This is a genomic window from Caulobacter sp. DWR2-3-1b2 (assembly GCF_049896345.1).
Taxonomy (GTDB): domain Bacteria; phylum Pseudomonadota; class Alphaproteobacteria; order Caulobacterales; family Caulobacteraceae; genus Caulobacter.
This window is the reverse complement of sequence record NZ_JAFCUC010000003.1, coordinates 67,721-82,393: the sequence shown is the minus strand read 5'-3', so window position 1 is coordinate 82,393 and position 14,673 is coordinate 67,721. Positions and strand designations below refer to the sequence as shown.

11 protein-coding genes and 3 tRNA genes are annotated in these 14,673 nt (G+C 65.0%); 9 read left to right on the top strand and 5 right to left on the bottom strand.

Annotation, left to right across the window (positions count from 1 at the left end):
- Window positions 1-137 precede the first annotated feature (137 nt).
- Together tig and ACP694_RS09690 are read left to right on the top strand one after the other, a co-directional pair.
- Window positions 138-1,496, top strand: a complete 1,359-nt coding sequence (gene tig / locus ACP694_RS09695) for a trigger factor (RefSeq protein ID WP_426011920.1) — start codon at window positions 138-140, stop codon at window positions 1,494-1,496.
- A gap of 177 nt (window positions 1,497-1,673) precedes the next feature.
- Window positions 1,674-2,300, top strand: a complete 627-nt coding sequence (locus ACP694_RS09690; RefSeq protein ID WP_426011919.1) for an ATP-dependent Clp protease proteolytic subunit — start codon at window positions 1,674-1,676, stop codon at window positions 2,298-2,300.
- 862 nt (window positions 2,301-3,162) lie between these two features.
- Here the strand turns inward: ACP694_RS09690 and ACP694_RS09685 are convergent.
- Window positions 3,163-3,834 (bottom strand): HAD-IB family hydrolase, encoded by a 672-nt coding sequence (locus ACP694_RS09685; RefSeq protein ID WP_426011918.1) that lies wholly within the window; start codon window positions 3,832-3,834, stop codon window positions 3,163-3,165.
- A gap of 353 nt (window positions 3,835-4,187) precedes the next feature.
- Between ACP694_RS09685 and clpX the strand changes: the two genes are divergently transcribed.
- The 5 genes from clpX to ACP694_RS09660 all read left to right on the top strand — a co-directional run bounded on the left by clpX (window position 4,188) and on the right by ACP694_RS09660 (window position 10,079).
- On the top strand, window positions 4,188-5,450 hold the full coding sequence (gene clpX / locus ACP694_RS09680) for an ATP-dependent protease ATP-binding subunit ClpX (RefSeq protein ID WP_426011917.1): 1,263 nt from the start codon (window positions 4,188-4,190) through the stop codon (window positions 5,448-5,450).
- 398 nt (window positions 5,451-5,848) lie between these two features.
- The gene (lon, locus tag ACP694_RS09675) at window positions 5,849-8,248 is read left to right on the top strand and encodes an endopeptidase La (RefSeq protein WP_426011916.1); all 2,400 of its coding nucleotides are present in this window, start codon (window positions 5,849-5,851) and stop codon (window positions 8,246-8,248) included.
- 148 nt (window positions 8,249-8,396) lie between these two features.
- Entirely contained in the window at window positions 8,397-8,675 is a 279-nt protein-coding gene (locus tag ACP694_RS09670; protein WP_007676465.1) for an HU family DNA-binding protein, read from the top strand.
- A gap of 90 nt (window positions 8,676-8,765) precedes the next feature.
- Window positions 8,766-8,840 (top strand) — tRNA-Val (locus tag ACP694_RS09665).
- 72 nt (window positions 8,841-8,912) lie between these two features.
- Window positions 8,913-10,079: an esterase-like activity of phytase family protein gene (locus ACP694_RS09660; RefSeq protein ID WP_426011915.1), complete on the top strand. Its 1,167-nt coding sequence runs from the start codon at window positions 8,913-8,915 to the stop codon at window positions 10,077-10,079.
- Here the strand turns inward: ACP694_RS09660 and ACP694_RS09655 are convergent.
- Window positions 10,069-11,328, bottom strand: a complete 1,260-nt coding sequence (locus tag ACP694_RS09655; RefSeq protein WP_426011914.1) for a glycosyltransferase — start codon at window positions 11,326-11,328, stop codon at window positions 10,069-10,071. The genes ACP694_RS09660 and ACP694_RS09655 overlap by 11 nt on opposite strands.
- A 227-nt stretch (window positions 11,329-11,555) precedes the next feature.
- Between ACP694_RS09655 and ACP694_RS09650 the strand changes: the two genes are divergently transcribed.
- Window positions 11,556-12,779: a glycosyltransferase family 4 protein gene (locus tag ACP694_RS09650; protein WP_426011913.1), complete on the top strand. Its 1,224-nt coding sequence runs from the start codon at window positions 11,556-11,558 to the stop codon at window positions 12,777-12,779.
- 5 nt (window positions 12,780-12,784) lie between these two features.
- Here ACP694_RS09650 and ACP694_RS09645 read toward each other — a convergent pair whose 3' ends face one another.
- Window positions 12,785-13,801 carry an LLM class flavin-dependent oxidoreductase gene (locus ACP694_RS09645; RefSeq protein WP_426011912.1) on the bottom strand — a complete coding sequence of 339 codons (1,017 nt, stop codon included), beginning with the start codon at window positions 13,799-13,801 and terminating at the stop codon, window positions 12,785-12,787.
- 116 nt (window positions 13,802-13,917) lie between these two features.
- Here ACP694_RS09645 and ACP694_RS09640 point away from each other — a divergent pair, with 116 nt between their 5' ends.
- The gene (locus ACP694_RS09640) at window positions 13,918-14,223 is read left to right on the top strand and encodes a UBP-type zinc finger domain-containing protein (RefSeq protein WP_426011911.1); all 306 of its coding nucleotides are present in this window, start codon (window positions 13,918-13,920) and stop codon (window positions 14,221-14,223) included.
- Window positions 14,224-14,286: 63 nt separating this feature from the next.
- On the opposite strand, the gene ACP694_RS09635 is transcribed toward ACP694_RS09640, so the two are convergent.
- Window positions 14,287-14,363, bottom strand: a tRNA-Asp gene (locus ACP694_RS09635).
- A gap of 80 nt (window positions 14,364-14,443) precedes the next feature.
- Window positions 14,444-14,520 (bottom strand) — tRNA-Asp (locus ACP694_RS09630).
- Window positions 14,521-14,673: the final 153 nt, after the last annotated feature.

The window sequence follows — 14,673 nt, the reverse complement described above, 5'->3', positions numbered from 1 at the left end:
GCCCTTGGATGGTCGCCAAACGCGTGACATAAGGGCGCTCTTTCGCCGCCCCGGTGACGTGGGCGGCTTTGATGTTTTGTCCCCTGGGGCGGACGACGGGCGCGAACGCCCGAAGAGCCGAGAAGCTAAGAATGTCGATGCAGATCGTAGAAAAGTCGGGCGAAGGCCTCAGCCGTGTTTATGGCGTGACGGTGCCCGCGAGTGAACTCGCCACGCGTCTTACGGCCCGGATCGCCGAGGTCGCGCCTCAGATGAACGTCAAGGGCTTCCGCCCTGGCAAGGTGCCGACCGCCCACGTTCGCCGCCTCTACGGCAAGGCCCTGATGGGTGAAGTCATCGAGGCGACGCTGAACGAAGGCGCCCAGAAGGTTCTGGACGACAACAAGCTGCGCCCGGCAGGCCAGCCCGACCTAAAGCCCTCGTCCGACATGGACAAGGTTCTGGCCGGCGGCGAAGACCTGGCCTTCGACCTGGCCGTCGAGGTCATGCCCGAGTTCGAGCCGATCGATCCGGCCTCGATCGAGCTGGTCAAGCCGGTCTACAAAGTCTCCGACGCCGAGACCGATGAGGCCTTGGCCGACCTGGCCAAGCAGGCCCGAACCTATGAGCCGCGTAAGGGCAAGTCGCTGAAGGCCAAGGACGGCGACCAGCTGGTGATCGACTTCGTCGGCACCATCGACGGCGTGGCCTTCGATGGCGGCACGGCGACCGACGCCGAGCTGACGCTCGGTTCGAATCAATTCATCCCGGGCTTCGAGGCCCAGCTGGTCGGCGCCAAGCCGGAAGACGTCGTCACCGTCAAGGTCGACTTCCCGGCCGATTACCAAGCCGCCAACCTGGCCGGCAAGGCCGCTGAGTTTGTCACCACCGTCAAGGAAGTGCGCGCCCCGGTCGACGCCGAGCCCGACGACGAGCTGGCCAAGCGCCTGGGTCTGTCGGACCTGGCCGCGCTGAAGGACCTGCTCAAGTCGAACCTGGAAGGTCGCTACAGCAACAGCTCGCGCTTCAAGCTGAAGCGCGCCCTGCTGGACGTTCTCGACACCAAGCATGATTTCCCGCTGCCGCCGCGCATGGTCGACGCCGAGTTCGACGGCATCTGGCAACAGGTGCAGGCCGACAAGACCCAAGGCGGCCTGTCGCCCGAGGACGAAGGCAAGAGCGAAGACCAGCTGAAGGACGAGTACCGCAAGATCGCCGAGCGCCGCGTGCGCCTGGGTCTGGTGCTCGCCGAGATCGGCCGCAAGAACGACGTGGCCGTCACCGAGCAGGAACTGGCCGACGCCATGATGCGCGAAGCCCGCCAATATGGCGCGCAAGCCCAGCAGGTGTTCGACATGTACCGCCAGCGCGCCGACCTTCAGGCCGCCCTGCGCGCCCCGATCTACGAGGACAAGGTTGTCGACCTGATCTTCGGCCAGGCCAAGATCGAGGAAAAGGAAGTCTCCAAGGAAGAGCTGATGGAAGAAGACGATCTTCCGGAAGGCTATGGCGGCTAAGGCCTCCATCATTTGACGTGAACAGGGCGCGGCCCGCGAGGGGCGCGCCCTTTTTCATGGCGCAAGCGTCGCGCCGGCTCCTTGCAACCTGTTAAGCGCCACGCGATATGCGAGAGCGACGGCGCGCAGGGGCTGATTCGCTCGCGCCGCCCAGACACAATGAAAAGGGCGATCCCTATGTATGATCCGATGGCGACGGCCATGAACCTCGTCCCGATGGTGGTCGAACAGACCAGCCGCGGCGAGCGGGCGTTCGATATTTTCTCCCGTCTGCTGAAAGAGCGGATCATCTTCCTGACCGGTCCCGTCGAAGACGGCATGGCCAGCCTGATCTGCGCCCAGCTGCTCTTCTTGGAGTCCGAGAACCCCAAGAAGGAGATCGCCATGTACATCAACTCGCCGGGTGGCGTGGTCACGTCGGGCTTGGCGATCTACGACACGATGCAATACATCAAGAGCCCCGTTTCGACGGTGTGCATGGGCATGGCGGCCTCGATGGGCAGCCTGCTGCTCTGCGCTGGCGCGCCCGGCCAGCGTATCGCCCTGCCGAACGCCCGCATCATGGTTCACCAGCCCTCGGGCGGTTTCCGTGGCCAGGCCTCGGACATCGTGCGCCACGCCGAGGACATCTCGAAGACCAAGCGTCGCCTGAACGAAATCTACGTCAAGCACTGCGGGCGGACCTATGAAGAGGTCGAGCGCGACCTGGACCGCGACAACTTCATGAGCGCCGAGGAAGCCAAGGCCTGGGGCTTGATCGACCACATCAACGAAAGCCGCGACGAGGCGGACGAGAAGGCCTAAGGGCCTTTCTCTTTCGCGAGATGAAGCCGCCGCCCGCGAGGTCGGCGGCTTTTTTCTTGTCCGGAACCCGCTGATGCGGGCAGGGGTGTGCCCCCCGGGGGGGGGCGCCGCTAAGCAGACCTTTCGATTGTCTGGCAAAGGGTCGAAAGCGGCTGTTAGCGCCCGAGCGGCAAGCAGACCTCCAGATCACCAACGGCGACGGCAAAAATAGGTTCTCGCTCATCGCTCCCGGCGTGTTTCCCCAACAAATTCAACGCCGAAAATAGACTTATCCTCCGCGTTTGACGGCGCTGCATAATCAACGGGCTTCAAGGCGATGGGGAGGGGGCTAAGGCTTGCGACCTTCGCGGCCTTGGGGTGCGGTCGAGCGGCTGTGCTCGTCGGCTGCGGCTCCGCGAGGGGGCGTGACTCCATCCTTTTGGTGCCGGCCGGGCGTGGAACACAAGTACGGCGTGGGGTGAGGGCGGACGAGACGACAGGCTCGCGGTGACGCAGGCGTTCCGGGACTGGGCGACGCGAGCCCGGCCCGCCCGTCGGGGGCTTCGATCGGCGAGGCGCCAATAGCGCCGAACGCCGGTCGCTCCCGGATAAGGATCGCGCGGAGCGTCGGTCTGAGTCGAAACGGTATTTCCTACAAAGATTCCGGGCTCAGCCCGGCGCTCCGCGGCCCTTCCCACACCTTCAGCGGCCCGCCGCGTGAAGCGGCGAAGTCGTGTCCATCAAGTCCTCCCACTTTTGGGGGAGGTATCGGCGGAGCCGACTGAGGGGGGAGTGATCGGATAACGGACGACCCGATGATCGACGACCCTACAACGCGCCCCACCGGTCACTTCGCGACAGCCTTCCCCATGGGGGAGGGCCTTTACCCCGGCTTGCCGCGGAAAATCCGGTAGCCCTTCTCGTGGGCGATCGCCAGCATCTCGCGGTCGCCGGAGGTGTCGCCATAGGCGGCGGCCAGCGACATATCGTCGCCGAATTGCTCGCGCAGCCGCACGACCTTTTCCGGGCCCCGGCAGTTGGGACCCAGCAGCGCGCCCGTGATCTTGTCGTTGAGGTCGAGGGCCAGGCGCGAGCCAATCAGCAGGTCGGCGCCCAGGCCTCGAGCGAAGGGGGCGACGATCATGTCGGGCGAGGCGGTGACGATCACCAGCTTGGCGCCCTTGGCCCGCCAGCGCCGCCAGACGGCCAAGGCGTCGGGGCGAAACAGCTTGGGCGCCTCGGACTGGGCGAAGGCGCGGGCGTCCCGCTCAAGTCGCTCCAGGCTGACACCGCGGAGGAACTCGCGCACGGCGGCGGCCTTGATCTTGCCCCGGTTGCGGTCGAACAGGTAGGCCACGGCGGCAGGCGCCAGGCGGATCATGCCCAAGGCGTGACGCGCCGGGCTGACCCGCCATTTCAGAAAGGCTGTGAAGCTGTCTCGGACCGTCAGTGTGCCATCGAAATCGAAGGCCACCAGGGGTGGACCCTCGTGCATGTCGCCCATCATCGGGGTCGACGCCGTCAGCCCCTTGGCCATCAGTGAACGTTTCGCCATGCGTCTCCGCGCTTGCGCGCCCTGCAAACTCGACGGCCTTGCATCACGATTCCGCAGTCGTCACCTAAGGCCATCGCCGTTTGTGGCAAACGAGACGTTGGAGCGAACCACCTCCGGCTTGCGTTGACGTGTCGGAACGCCATCTTAGAGAAGAATTCCATGAAACCGCACACACCATCCACGAACTTGGGGGCTGTAAAACGGCTCCAAGGCTTGTGCGGTGCGTCCGGATCGGGGAATGTCAAGGATTAGACAACTCCCGGCGTATAACCTGCCGCTTCGGTGGCGAGTTGGGCGCATAGGAGTCGGCGGTTCCGGTTCTGGCCTGGACCGCCCTAGCGTGAGAAGCGACCATGACGAAAGCCGCGAGCGGCGACACCAAGAGCACCCTGTACTGTTCTTTCTGCGGGAAGAGCCAGCACGAGGTGCGTAAGCTCATCGCGGGTCCGACGGTGTTCATCTGTGATGAATGCGTCGAACTCTGCATGGATATCATCCGTGAAGAGCACAAGATCGCCTTCGTGAAGTCCAAGGATGGCGTGCCCACGCCGCGCGAGATCTGTGAAGTCCTGGACGATTACGTGATCGGGCAAAGTCACGCCAAGAAGGTTCTCGCGGTTGCTGTGCACAACCATTACAAGCGCCTGAACCACGCTTCGAAGAACAACGATGTCGAGTTGGCCAAATCCAACATCCTGCTGGTCGGTCCGACCGGTACGGGCAAGACGCTGCTGGCCCAGACCCTGGCTCGAATCATCGACGTGCCATTCACGATGGCCGACGCCACCACCCTGACCGAAGCCGGCTATGTGGGTGAAGACGTCGAGAATATCGTGCTGAAGCTTCTGCAGGCCGCCGATTACAACGTCGAGCGGGCTCAGCGCGGCATCGTCTATATCGATGAAATCGACAAGATCAGCCGCAAGTCTGACAATCCGTCAATCACCCGCGACGTGTCCGGCGAGGGCGTGCAGCAGGCCCTGCTGAAGATCATGGAAGGCACGGTGGCCTCCGTGCCGCCGCAGGGCGGGCGCAAGCATCCGCAGCAGGAATTCCTGCAGGTTGACACAACCAACATCCTGTTCATCTGCGGCGGGGCCTTCGCGGGCCTGGAGCGCATCATCTCGGCGCGCGGCCAAGGCAAGTCGATCGGCTTCGGCGCCAAGGTGGCGGATCCGGAAGAGCGTCGCACGGGCGAGATCCTGCGCAATGTCGAGCCGGACGATCTGCAGCGCTTCGGTCTGATCCCGGAATTTATCGGCCGTCTGCCGGTGATAGCCACCCTGGAAGACCTCGATGAGGTCGCCCTGGTGAAGATTTTGACCGAGCCGAAAAACGCCTTCGTCAAGCAGTACCAGCGCCTGTTCGAGATGGAGAACATCGGCCTGACCTTCACCGACGACGCCCTGCATGGCGTCGCCAAGAAGGCCATCCTGCGCAAGACTGGCGCGCGCGGCCTGCGTTCGATCATGGAAGGCATCTTGCTGGAGACCATGTTCGAACTGCCCAACTACGAGGGTGTCGAGGAAGTGGTGGTCAATGCCGAGGTCGTCGAAGGCCGGGCCCAGCCGCTGCTGATCTACGCCGAGAAGAAGGGTGGGGCGGCTTCGGCCTAACCTCACTGACGTTCGCTGCGAAATCGGGCGCGCTCGGCTTGCCGGGCGCGCTCTTTTCGTCACACCAGGCTCTTTCCGACACGCCGCCATCGACACCGCGACAGGCGCCGCGAACTATCGACGAAACGACTTAGGCGTCTCGGCAATAAAATTGGCAAGGTTCGTGCACAGCCAAGGTCGCCAGGGGGCATGGGCGTTGCACCTTGGCCGCCAAACCGCGACCCGTCGCCGCTACGAGGCGAGTGCGCTTGAACCGTGTTGCAAAAGGTCCACATAAATAACGAACATCCGCTCAGTCCCGGGCGGACGGGTCGTACGACTCAGGCGCATCGTCTGGGTGACGGCGGCCCGCGTGGCTGAACGCGAGAAAACGCGACGGCCAGGAGTATAAAGGCATCATGTCCGAGATTCGTACCCTTCCTGTGTTGCCCCTGCGGGACATCGTCGTGTTCCCGCACATGGTGGTTCCGCTGTTCGTCGGCCGCGACAAGTCGGTGCGCGCCCTTGAAGAGGTGATGCGCGGCGGCAAGGAAATCCTTCTGGTCACCCAGAAGAACTCGGCCGACGACGACCCCTCGCCGTCCGACATCTATGACGTCGGCGTTCTGGCCACCGTTCTGCAACTGCTGAAACTGCCCGACGGCACCGTCAAGGTGCTGGTCGAAGGCAAGGGCCGCGCCGCCGTGGTGCGCTTCACCGACCAGGAGGCCTATTACGAGGCCCAGGTCGGCGAGGTGAACGAGGACCAAGGCGTTGGCCCCGAAGCCGAGGCCCTGTCGCGCGCGGTCGTCGAGCAGTTCGAGAACTACGTCAAACTGAACAAGAAGGTGCCGCCCGAGGCCCTGGCCTCGATCCCGCAGATCGCCGAGCCGGGCAAGCTGGCCGACAGCATCGCCGCGCATTTGTCGGTGAAGATCGGCGACAAGCAGAACCTGCTGGAAATCTTCGACATCGTGAAACGCCTGGAGAAGGTCTTCGCCCTGATGGAGGGCGAGATCTCCGTGCTGCAGGTCGAGAAGAAGATCCGCTCGCGCGTCAAGCGCCAGATGGAGAAGACCCAGCGCGAATATTACCTGAACGAGCAGATGAAGGCGATCCAGCGCGAGCTGGGCGATCCTGACGATCAGCGCGACGAACTGATCGAGCTCGAAAAGCGCATCAAGAAGACCAAGCTGTCCAAGGAAGCCCGGACCAAGGCCGAGGGCGAACTGAAGAAGCTGCGCAACATGAGCCCGATGTCGGCCGAAAGCACCGTGGTCCGCAACTATCTGGACTGGATGCTGTCGATCCCGTGGGGCAAGGCCAAGACCAAGAAAATCGATCTGAACGAGGCCGAGGCGGTGCTCGAGGAGGACCACTACGGCCTGGAGAAGGTCAAGGAACGTATCCTTGAATATCTGGCTGTCCAGGCTCGCACCGGCTCGCTGAAAGGGCCCATCCTGTGCCTCGTCGGTCCTCCGGGCGTCGGCAAGACCTCGCTGGGCCGTTCGCTGGCCAAGGCGACCGGGCGCGAGTTCGCCCGCATCTCGCTGGGCGGCGTGCGAGACGAGGCGGAGATCCGTGGTCACCGGCGCACCTATATCGGTTCGATGCCCGGCAAGATCATCCAGACCATGAAGAAGGCCAAAACCACCAACGCCTTCTTCCTGCTGGACGAGATCGACAAGATGGGCAGCGACTATCGCGGCGACCCGTCCTCGGCCCTGCTCGAAGTGCTCGACCCGGCTCAGAATTCGACCTTCGGCGACCACTATCTGGAAGTCGACTACGACCTCAGCCAGGTGATGTTCGTCACCACGGCCAACAGCCTCAACATGCCCCAGCCGCTGCTGGACCGCATGGAAATCATCCGCATCCCCGGCTACACCGAGGACGAGAAACTGGAGATCGCCAAGCGCCACGTGCTGCCCAAGTTGATGAAGGACCACGGCCTGAAGACGACCGAATTCGTGGTGCCGGAAAAGGCCATTCGGGACCTGATCCGCTACTACACGCGAGAAGCTGGCGTGCGGTCGCTCGAGCGCGAACTGAGCGGCCTGGCGCGCAAGACGGTCCGTGACCTGGGTCGCGAAAAGGTCACCTCGATCACCATCGACGATGAGCGTCTGGCGAAATATGCTGGCGTCCAGAAGTTCCGCTATGGCGAGACAGACGAGGTCGATCAGGTCGGCATCGTCACCGGCCTGGCTTGGACGGAATATGGCGGCGAGATCCTGACCATCGAAGCCGTGAAGATGCCGGGCAAGGGTCGCATGACAGTGACCGGCAACCTCAAGGACGTGATGAAGGAGTCGATCTCGGCGGCTCAGTCCTACGTGCGCTCGCGGGCCACCCATTTCGGCGTCAAGCCGCCGATCTTTGAAAAGACCGACGTCCACATCCACGTTCCTGACGGCGCGACCCCCAAGGATGGTCCGTCGGCCGGCGCCGCCATGGCCGTGGCCATGGTCTCGGTGCTGACCGGCATTCCGATCCGCAAGGACATCGCCATGACTGGCGAGATCACCTTGCGTGGCCGGGTGACGGCCATCGGCGGCCTGAAGGAAAAGCTGCTGGCGGCGTTGCGCTCGGGCGTGAAGACGGTCCTGATCCCTCAGGAGAACGAGAAGGATCTGGCCGAAGTCCCGCAAAGCGTGAAGGATGGTTTGGAAATCATCCCAGTCTCCGCGATCGACGAAGTGCTGAAACACGCGCTTACCGGTCCGCTCACCCCAATCGAGTGGCGGGAAGAGGATGAGCCAATTGCTGCAACTGCGAAGGTTGAAGAGGGCGATAGCGACGCTGTTCTGACCCACTGACAGTAACTTATTGTTGATAACTTAGGCGGCGCGGAGTATTTCCGCGCCGCCTTCGTTTGACGAGCCGTCTGAACCCCGCATACTCCCGCCCGAGCGAAGCGGCGTAAGCTGTAGCCAGCGCCGCCGCTTTCATGGCTGGGAGAACAACATGACCACAAAAGCCGAACTCGTCACGGCGATCGCCGAAAAGGCGGGCATCAACAAGAATCAGGCGAAGGACGCTCTGGAAGCCTTTATCGACGCGGTCACCACGTCGCTGAAATCCGGCGAGGATGTTCGCCTCGTGGGCTTCGGCACCTTCAAGGCTGTTGCGCGCGCCGCTGGCACCGCGCGCAACCCGCGCACCGGCGAGACCGTCAATCGCCCGGCGTCCAAGACCGCCCGGTTTCAGGTCGGCGAGGGTCTGAAGACCACGCTGAACGGCTAGGCCAGTACACAGATTTCGAGGGCGGGACGCCGCGAGGCGTCCCGCCTTTTTCCATGCAGGACGGTGTATCTCCCACATCATCGTTCTGAGGGGCGGTTAGCTCAGCGGTAGAGCGTCTCGTTTACACCGAGAGGGTCGGGGGTTCGATCCCCTCACCGCCCACCATTACCAAGTCGCGCGCTGGATCTTCCCGCCACCGCTGTGGACATCCCTATGATCGCCCCGCACTGATCGATCATGTCGCGTCCTGACCCGCCCATCGCCGTCACGCGTCTCGACTGGGTCGATCTGCGCCTCGATGACGTCGAGACGCCGCGCGGGCGTCTGCGGATCACTCTGGGCCTGGGCTCGGGTTTGGCGCGCCGAGCGAGCGACCCGCCGGGCGTGTTGTGGGCGATCGGGGATCGTGGACCCAATATCAAGATCAACGCCGCGATCGACGATCATGGATTGAAGCGTCTGAAGCCGCTGCGCGGCGTCGACGGCGCCAAGCTGATGCCGCGGACGGACATCGGTCCGACGCTGGTCCAGATCCGCCTCGAGGGCGACGGTGTCACCTTGTTGCGGACACTGCCGTTACGCGACAGCCATGGCGCGGCGTTCAGCGGGCTGCCTCTTCCTGTCGGGGACACGGCGGCGATGGAACCCGCCTTCGACTTGGCCGGAGCGCCGCTGGGCGCGAATTTGGCTGGGGCCGACACCGAAGGGGTCGTCGCCTTGGAAGATGGGACCTTCCGGGTCGCCGATGAATATGGACCCTCGATCCTGGTAGTGGCGGCCGACGGCGAGGTTTTGGCGCGCTGGGTCCCGACCGGCGTGGAGGCGGGGTTGATGGGCGCGGCCTATCCCGTGATCGGGGTTCTGCCGGCCTTGGCGGCCCGGCGACGATTGAACCGAGGGTTCGAGGCCATCGCTCTGTCGCCGGATGAGCGCCGCCTTTATGTCCTCTTGCAGAGCCCGTTGGCGGCCGAGGACGATCCCGAAGCCGACGCCGTGGGATATGTCCGGCTTTGGACGCTCGACGCCACGACGGGAATGGCGCTGGCCGAGCACCTTTACCCCCTCGATCCCGCGGACAGTTTCCGACGTGACCGCGATGCGGGGCGCATCGGGAGCAAGGACTTGAAGGTTTCCGAGGCGGTGGCGGTCGGCGACGGTCAGCTTCTGATCCTTGAGCGGATCTCGCGCACGTCGAAGATCTATCGCGTGAAACTGTCCGAGAGGCTTCTGCGAAAGACACTGGTGCTGTCAACCGACGACTGGCCCGATATCGACGCCGATCTGGAGGGCATGGCGGTGCTCTCCGACCGCGAACTGGTTTTGTGCACGGACAACGACTTCGGCGTCGATGGGCGGCAAACCGCTTTCTACCGCGTCACCTTCGCCGAATCGTTCACGGCTTGAGCGCCAGAATCTCCAGGCTCGTCGCCGCCGAGCGCGCCGCTTCGTCAGCCTGAATGCGCTCGCCCAAGGCCTGAGCCCGGACCTTGAAGCGCGGCTCGTTGAGCAGACGGTTCACGGCCGCCGCGATGACCGGCGCCTTGGCGTCGGCGGCTAGGGTCAGGCCCGCGCCGCGATGAGTGACACGGGCGGCGTTGTCGTGCTGGTCGCGACCCATGGGCAGGCACAGCAGCGGCACGCCGGCCATCAGCGGTCGCAGAGTGGAGCCATGGCCGGCGTGGGTTATAAACAGGGCAGTCTGGGCCAGCAATCGCCCGTGCGGCGCGCTGCGGACGACCGCCACATTGTCGGCAGCCTCGAACTCGGCAGGATCGATCGCCGGTCCCGTGGTCACCACCGCGCGTACCGCCAGCGTCCCCAGGGCGGCGATGATCTCGCGCAAGACTGCCTCCTGGGCCTGGTAGAGGCTTGAAAACGAGACCACCACCAGCGGCCCGCCGGCGGCCGGCGGCGCGCATGGCTCGACCCAGGTTGGGTCGGCCAGATAGGGACCGACATGGACGAACGGCGCGGGCAGGGGGCTGGGCGCGAAGTCGAAGGCCTGGCTGGTGGCCAGGAGGATGGACCTTGCGACATTCAATTGGTCGAACACATCGTTCAGCGGCGGCAGGTCGAGCGCGGCGCGGGCGGCGTTGAGGTCGGGCAGTCCCGCCTGGAAGAAGGTGCGGCTCATCTGGCCGACCATCGCGTGCATGGCGCGTTCCTCGTCGCTGGTCGCGGGTAGCATGCCAGCCCCGAACGGCGGGGCGCCGGCCATTGTCGGCAGCGACCAGATGTTGGCGGCCAGCAGAGCCAGCGGCAGTCCGCGCGCCTCTGCCGCCGCCATGGGCCCCGTTAGCAGTTCCTGCGACACGATCACGTCCGGCGCGAAGGCGTCGATCGCCGCCAAGGTGTCAGTGGCGTAGGCAAGGGCCGGGCCCGTCATGACCCGGTCCAGAAGTCGCTGGATCACCGCCAGCGGATTGTCGGCCTCGTAATCCCTCAGACGGTCATCATCGCGGCTCTTGCCGGTCTGGAACGGCGCGGTCGTCCAGGCGCCGAATGGTACGTCCAAGGCCGCGGCGTCCAGACAGTTGCACGGGTCGCTGAGCACCAGAACGTCATGACCGAGCGTCATGAGATCGCGGGCGACCAGCAGCATCGGCTGAACGTGGCCGCCGCCTTCCCAGGTGGTGAACAGAAACCGCGCCATCACGCCCTCGACCCTAAACGAACATAACTGCCTACCCGGTACTGTCGAGCCCTGCCATAAGCGTCAACGGCCCGTCCGAAAAGCACCCCGGCGGCGGCTGTCTCGCCGCGTCGCGCTGCGACCGCTAGACAGCGGTCCAGCTTCGGAGGAACCTCCGTCCCCGTGAGTGCCTTAAAGGCTCTACGGCCGTCGCTGCGATCGAGGGCGACAAGCGAGGTTCCGGCGTTATGGATTTGAGGTTTGATCCGCTCTCGGCGTTCAACGAGGCTGAACAATCCCTGTTTCGGGCCGCCCGGCCCGGTGGAAAGCCAGTTCGACTGGTCGATACGACCATGCTGTATGCCCCCCGCAGCGGCGGGGTGCGGCGCTATCTGAACTGCAAGCGCGCCTGGATCGCGGCGAATCGCCCCCAGGTTCGTCACACCCTGGTGGTGCCTGGGCCGCGCGACGCGCACGACGGCCATGGCCGGGTGTCGATCTACGCCGCGCCCCTGCCGTTTGGCGATGGCTACCGCTGGCCGGTGGTCAAGGGCGCCTGGATGGAGCGGCTGATTCGTCAGCGGCCAGACATCATCGAGGCCGGCGATCCGTATACGCCGGGTCTGGCGGCCCTGAAGGCGGGGGACGCCCTGGGTGTTCCGGTCGTGGGCTTCTGCCACACCGACCTTGGAGCGCTCGCCGCGCTCCACATCGGCGAATGGGCCGAAAAGCCGGTGCAGAAGCGCTGGGCGGCCATCTACAGCCAGTTCGACCAGGCCGTGGCGCCCAGCCAGTTCATCGCCGGACGGCTGATCGAGGCTGGCGTCAAGAACGCCATTGGCCTGCCGCTCGGCGTCGATACAGAGATCTTCAATCCCGCACGGGGCGACCGCGAGGCTCTGCGGCGCAGGCTGGGCCTGACCAGCCGTCACCGCATCCTGGTGTTCGCCGGGCGGCCGGCCAAGGAAAAGAAGCTGGACGTGCTGGTCGAGGCCGTGGAGCGCCTGGGCGACCCCTATGTGCTGCTGTTCGTCGGCGCGGGGGCGGGGGCGCCGTCCAGCGACCGGGTGATCTGTTTGGACTATGAGCGCGACCCGCAGGGCCTGGCGGCGGTGTTGGCCAGCTGCGATGCCTTCGTGCACGCCAATGACAATGAGCCCTTCGGCCTCATCGTGCTGGAGGCCATGGCCTGCGGCTTGCCAGTGATCGGCGTGGACGCCGGCGGCGTGGCCGAGTCGGTGGACGAGACCGTCGGCGCCCTGGCCACCGCGTCGGAAGCCCGCGTCTTCGCCGAAGCCATCGAGTCGGTGTTCGCGCGTGACCTGCCGGCCCTGGGCCAGGCCGCGCGCTTGCGGGCCGAGGAGCGACACGGTTGGGACCCGGTGTTCCGCAAGCTGTCGGCGATCTATGGCGGCCTCACCGGCTGCTCGGCCTTTGCCGATCCCGTCGAGCACACCTTTCCCCCGCAATAGAAACGTTAGGCGGCGGCCTGGACCAGGTCGCCGCGGACCCGCGCCAGGATCTCATAGGAGTGTCGGCGCGCCTCGTGATCGTGGATCTGCGAGGCGGCCATCAGTTCGTCGGCGCCCGTGGCGTCCAGAACCTGTTGCACCTTGGCGCGGACGGTTTCCGGCGAGCCGATCGCCGAATAGCGGAAGGTATGATCCAGGCCCGCCAGTTCGGCTTCCGACGCGATGGCCCGGATGTCGTCGACCGGGGCCGGCAACAGCCCGGGTTGGCCGCGCCGCAGCGCCAGGAACTGCTGCTGGGACGAGGTGGACAGCCGGCGCGCCTGGGCGTCGGTGTCGGCCGCGCAGACCCCGATACAAATCATGACATAGGGTTGGGCCAGGGCCTCGGACGGCTTGAAGGTGCGCCGATAGATGGCGATGGCCTCCATCAGCTGATCCGGCGCAAAATGGGCCGCGAAGGCAAAGGGCAGGCCGAGCGCCGCCGCCAGTTGGGCGCTGTAGGTGCTGGAGCCCAGCAGCCAAAGCGGCACGTCCTGGCCTTCGCCAGGCACGGCGCGAACCAATTGACCCGGAACAGCGGGTTTGAACCAGGCCTGCAGCTCGACCACATCCTGGGCGAACGAATCGACGGCGCCCATGTAACGGCGCAGGGCGCGCATGGTCGGCTGGTCGGTGCCCGGCGCGCGACCTAGGCCCAGATCGATTCGGCCGGGATAGAGCGCGGCCAGGGTGCCGAAGGCCTCGGCCACCATAAGGGGGGCGTGGTTGGGCAGCATGATGCCGCCCGATCCGACCCGAATCGTCTTGGTGCCGCCAGCCACGTGACCGATCACCACGGCCGTGGCGGCGCTGGCGATGCCTGGCATGTTGTGATGCTCGGCCAGCCAGTAGCGGTGATAGCCGAGGCCTTCGGCGTGGCGCGCCAGGTCCAGGCTGTTGTGAAGGGCCTGGCCGACACTGATTCCTTGCGGGACCGGGGCCAGATCGAGGACGGAAAAGGGCAGGGAATGAGCGTGCGACATGCAGGCTAGATCGTGATGCGAAGGCCCAACCTCAAGGCGCGCGGATCGCGCTAGGCGAACGCGCCTGATCCGCGCACTACTCTCCAGGGCCGCGCACGCGGCGAGCGGGGTCGATCATGGCGCTGAACTGCAAGCATCTGGACGGTAACGCCGTCGTCACGCCCCAGACCCACGGCTGCGAAGAATGCCTGAAGTCCGGCGACGCATGGCTGCACCTGCGCCTTTGCCGGACCTGCGGTCACGTCGGCTGCTGCGGCCAGTCGAAGAACAAGCACGCCACCCAGTATTTCAAGGCCACGCGCCATCCGATGACCGAGGGTTACGATCCGCCGGAAGGCTGGGGTTGGTGCTTTGTGGATGAGGTGTTCTTCGAATTCCAGGCGCCGACCCCGCATCCGGGCCCTATCCCGCGCTACTACTGAGGGCTTGGTAAGCGACGAACCGCCTAGATCGGCTTTGGACTTCAGGGCGCGGGAGGGAGAAGGTGGCGCGAATGACGGGACTTGAACCCGCGACCTCCGGCGTGACAGGCCGGCGCTCTAACCAACTGAGCTACATCCGCGTCGGGCGCGAACAGAACTGTCCGGCGCGGTCGTCCATAGACAAGCCTCCAGGGTGGGCAGCGTCCAACTTCAGGGAAGGTGGCGCGAATGACGGGACTTGAACCCGCGACCTCCGGCGTGACAGGCCGGCGCTCTAACCAACTGAGCTACATCCGCATTGGGCCTCGCCGAAGCGAAGTGCGACCCGCCGTGCGGCGAGGGGCGTCTGATATGTCGCGCTGATGGGTGTGTCAACGGCCATGTCGTGGAAGCTGTGAGTGAATAATTGTTGCGATCGTTTCTCAATGTGTCGCAGGCGTTTGAAGCGTC